This is a genomic window from Robbsia andropogonis, from assembly GCF_000970345.1.
GTDB classification, from domain to species: Bacteria; Pseudomonadota; Gammaproteobacteria; order Burkholderiales; family Burkholderiaceae; genus Robbsia; species Robbsia andropogonis.
The window spans coordinates 1-3,386 of sequence record NZ_LAQU01000101.1 but is presented as its reverse complement, the minus strand read 5'-3'; the positions used below and the strand labels follow the sequence as shown (position 1 = coordinate 3,386).

The 3,386-nt window shown below is 58.4% G+C and carries 6 protein-coding genes and 1 pseudogene; 6 read left to right on the top strand and 1 reads right to left on the bottom strand.

The annotated features are described in order from the left end of the window. The 6 genes and pseudogenes from WM40_RS29250 to WM40_RS25970 form a co-directional block, all read left to right on the top strand. Positions 1-333, top strand: a pseudogene (locus WM40_RS29250) (DUF2130 domain-containing protein); the annotation flags it as partial. 107 nt (positions 334-440) lie between these two features. Further along, a complete protein-coding gene (locus WM40_RS25990; protein WP_046154480.1) occupies positions 441-866 on the top strand; it encodes a PAAR domain-containing protein in 426 nt (141 codons plus the stop codon). A 3-nt stretch (positions 867-869) separates the two neighbouring features. Beyond that, positions 870-1,373, top strand: a complete 504-nt coding sequence (locus WM40_RS25985; protein ID WP_046154479.1) for a DUF4123 domain-containing protein — start codon at positions 870-872, stop codon at positions 1,371-1,373. After that, positions 1,366-1,833 carry a hypothetical protein gene (locus tag WM40_RS25980; protein ID WP_046154478.1) on the top strand — a complete coding sequence of 156 codons (468 nt, stop codon included), beginning with the start codon at positions 1,366-1,368 and terminating at the stop codon, positions 1,831-1,833. Before WM40_RS25985 ends, WM40_RS25980 begins: the two co-directional genes overlap by 8 nt. A gap of 1 nt (position 1,834) precedes the next feature. Further along, the gene (locus tag WM40_RS25975) at positions 1,835-2,323 is read left to right on the top strand and encodes a restriction endonuclease fold toxin 5 domain-containing protein (protein WP_046154477.1); all 489 of its coding nucleotides are present in this window, start codon (positions 1,835-1,837) and stop codon (positions 2,321-2,323) included. 7 nt (positions 2,324-2,330) lie between these two features. After that, on the top strand, positions 2,331-3,056 hold the full coding sequence (locus WM40_RS25970; protein WP_046154476.1) for an immunity 52 family protein: 726 nt from the start codon (positions 2,331-2,333) through the stop codon (positions 3,054-3,056). 225 nt (positions 3,057-3,281) lie between these two features. Here WM40_RS25970 and WM40_RS29245 read toward each other — a convergent pair. Beyond that, positions 3,282-3,386 (bottom strand): H-NS family nucleoid-associated regulatory protein (locus tag WM40_RS29245; protein WP_157793804.1); only part of this gene is annotated, 105 nt, incomplete at its 5' end.

Below are 3,386 nucleotides of genomic sequence, written 5' to 3'. Positions count from 1 at the left end.
CATCGACATCACGAACTTCGAGACGGAACTCGAGTCGTTTAAAACTGCTTTCGGGAAAAATTATGAGCTTGCGTCCCGGCGGTTCCAGACGGCGATCGACGAGATCGACAAGTCAATTGACCATCTGCAGAAACGAAGGAAGCCCTACTCGGCACCGACCGGAACCTGCGCCTGGCTAACGACAAGGCGCAGGACGTGACGATCAAGAGATTGACGCGGGGCAATCCGACGATGGCGGCCAAGTTTGCCGATCTCAAGGATCAAAATCCCGCGAAGCCGAACGGTTCGAGTAATCGACCTGAGGTGGACAATCAAGGAGGCGAGTTGCTGTGACAATCCGTAAAGCAAATGTAGACTCACCTGCTGCGGTACAGGCGCGCGCATGGATGTATCGTCGCGCGTGGTAAATTCATACCAAAGAACATCCTAGAGAGGGCCAATTGGTAAAACGCGCCATCATTTGCGAAGGCGATACCACGTCGCATGGCGGCACGGTAATCGAAGGAAGTCCCGCAGGCAAGATTGACGGCAGATGCATCGCGGGCGTCGGACATCAGGTTTCCTGCCCGCGCTGCAAAGGCGTCTTTGCGATTTTGCCGGACCTGTTGGGCAGACGTTACCCACATCGCATAAACGGCCGAGATACGGCCGTTGAAGGCATGCGCACGGCATGTGGCGCTGTTCTGATCGCATCGCAGTCATCGTCGACAATCACGGATGATGGCGAGGCTGACTCATACACCGGTGCCGCCGCAGTGGCGTCAGCCGCATCGACGGGCCAAGCGCTTTCACCCAGCCCAACGCTTTGCCTGGAATGCCTCAAAGCGGCAGCCGAGAGCGGCGCAACGACTGTGATGCGGGAGTAGCCGGTGGAGCCGTCGAAGATCGACCTGTCTTTTGCGCAACGCCAGCTTGAAATTTCACTGCCTGTTCGGCTCTACGCCCTAGTCGATGCTTTGCTCTATGCGCGAGCGCCTGGTGCAACCGCGCTCGAGCGATCAACGGGCATTGTTGCCTTGTTTGATGGAACCGTCGACGCGTCGTTGGCCGATGCCGGCCCGTGGCTGATCGATGTCGCTGACGCGTCGGTTGATATCAAGCGCACGCTGCTAGAGCTGGCCGCCGGCGCAGAGGGAGTGTCGTGGTTCATTAGCGCATACCCATTTCGGGGGCTCGCCCACGAACTGCGCGAGCGGCTGGACGTCCGGATGCCGGATGGGCGTACGGCGCTGCTGCGCTTCTACGATGCGCGTGTCGTGGGGCAAATCGCCGGGCTGCTGTCGTTTTCCCAGCGGGCAGAATTTTTTGTGCCGACGTTCGACTGGTTGGTCCAGATCAACGGCGATTTGTTCAGGGTGCATCCACATGCTTGAGTTGACTGCCGAACAGGTAGCCGCCCTCGCCGAGGTCGACGCCAAGGGTTTTGTGGAACGCGTGCGAGAAGATCTCGTGAAGGCAGACCCACGGCTCGCCGAGGATTCAGCGTTGTCGCCGAGGCTCTGGCGCGCGTTCAAGGCAGCACGGGCGTTTGGTATTCGGGTTGATGACAACCTCGTCGCGTTCCTGCGTTTGGAAGCTTACGCGCCGGGTTTTTACGATAAGCCGGCCACACGCACCCGGCTGACACGCCCTGGCCGCTCGGCAGACGAAAGGTTCCATGATTATCTGCGCGTCATGCGCTGGAAGATCCAACATCCTGAGTTTGTAGGGGGAGCGATAAATGGCGGGAATATTGTTGACCGGACTGGAGGCCGCAGTAGCCGAGCTTGGGCCAGTCTTGGCGCGCGCTGGCGCAGCCTTATTGGGCTGAGCGGCAACGGCGGGAACCGCTAGCCTGTCGGGCGACACGGCAAAGGAGGACAGCAAGGCTGCACCCGTTGCGCGCACGCTGCCGCGCACCGGCGAGAGTTGCAAGAAGTGCCCGCCTGAGGCCGGCATCAAGATCAGGCGTAAGCATGGCGTGAACTGGAACTCCTACCGTTACCAAGCCCGAATAACTGGTTTCGCATTCGATGCTGAGGAATGCCGCTGGAGCGACGAATGGGAATGGCTCGACATTGACTTCGATGGCTTTCAGCCTGACGACTGCCTTCTTCAGGAAGCCAAAGGCAATTACGATCAGTTTCTTGACGGGTCGATTCCAAAGGCCGACAAATGGTTCGATGGTTTCAGGTCTATGGAAGATCAGATGGTCGATCAGGGTAGCGTTGTGCGTCTGAATCCTCCGGCACGCCTGACGTGGTACTTCCAGACGCCGCTCGCCTACAAAAAGATGATGCCGCTGGCTACCCGCCTTGGCATCCAGGCTGTCTACCAACCGTGATTCGAACATGGAAATAAACGCGATGTTCAGGGACGCCTCGCTGTCGTCCCGCGATTTTCAGGAAATGCTTGCCCGGGAATCGCGACTCGTTGCCGCCTTGTCGGCTAGCGAACCGTTGATGGCACATCCCAACTGGCGGCTCACAGGAGACTCGCTTGAAGAGGCAAGCCTCTATCCCGCCTTTGACGAAAGCGGCTCACCATCGACTCCCGCGCTTGCAGTCCTGACGACACGAGCGAGCGGCAAAAGGCGAGCAGTTTCCCATGCAGCGATCTGGAACGTTGCGACCGGAGATAACGAGGGAGCGTCCATTTCGTGTCAAGTGTCAGACGCAAAGGTCCTGCCCGATCGTGTAAGCCTCGATATCGACATGAAGGGCTGCTATCAATCGTTCGATGATATGGCTCGCATCGTTCAGGCGATTGTTGCCACGTTCCAGTCGGCGGTTGTGGAGGTATCGCCGAAAGGCTATTTCGAGAAGCAGGTGTTCGACGACAAACCTGGCGTCGGGTGGATGCTCTATGTGCCCAGGATTATCACCACGCAGCAGGTGCCGGAAGCGCGCGCACTGATTCCCGTTCCCGAGGCCGGCAGCAAACAAACCGGCACTATCATCGTGAGCGTGACCGACGCTGTGTTTTCTGTGGACAACCCTGAGCACGTCGAGATTGCCAACCGCATCGAGATCCGCCTGGTCGATCAGGACCTGCTGCCATGCTACTCGGATATCTGAATGAGCGACAAACTTGTTTGATTCGCGGACGTCAATGCCACCCTGGCTGAGCCCGGCCTTGTCTGACTCTTCCAGGAATTCATAGGCCAAACCGAGCCTGGTCAGATGAAGACGACGCGCGCTGAAAAGCCATGAAGGCGGTAATGCCTATCGATGCAAGACACGCAGGACCTTAGGGCAATCTGATGCTTCGTCGGGCTAAGCGAAAGTGCTCAGGCTCGCCCGTTACGATGTGCGCTGGATCAAGAATTGATCGTAATCCCTTCCGGCAATCCACTTCGGCGGCTTGCCGCGACCGGACCACGTCCAGCCAGTCTCTGGATCTCGGTA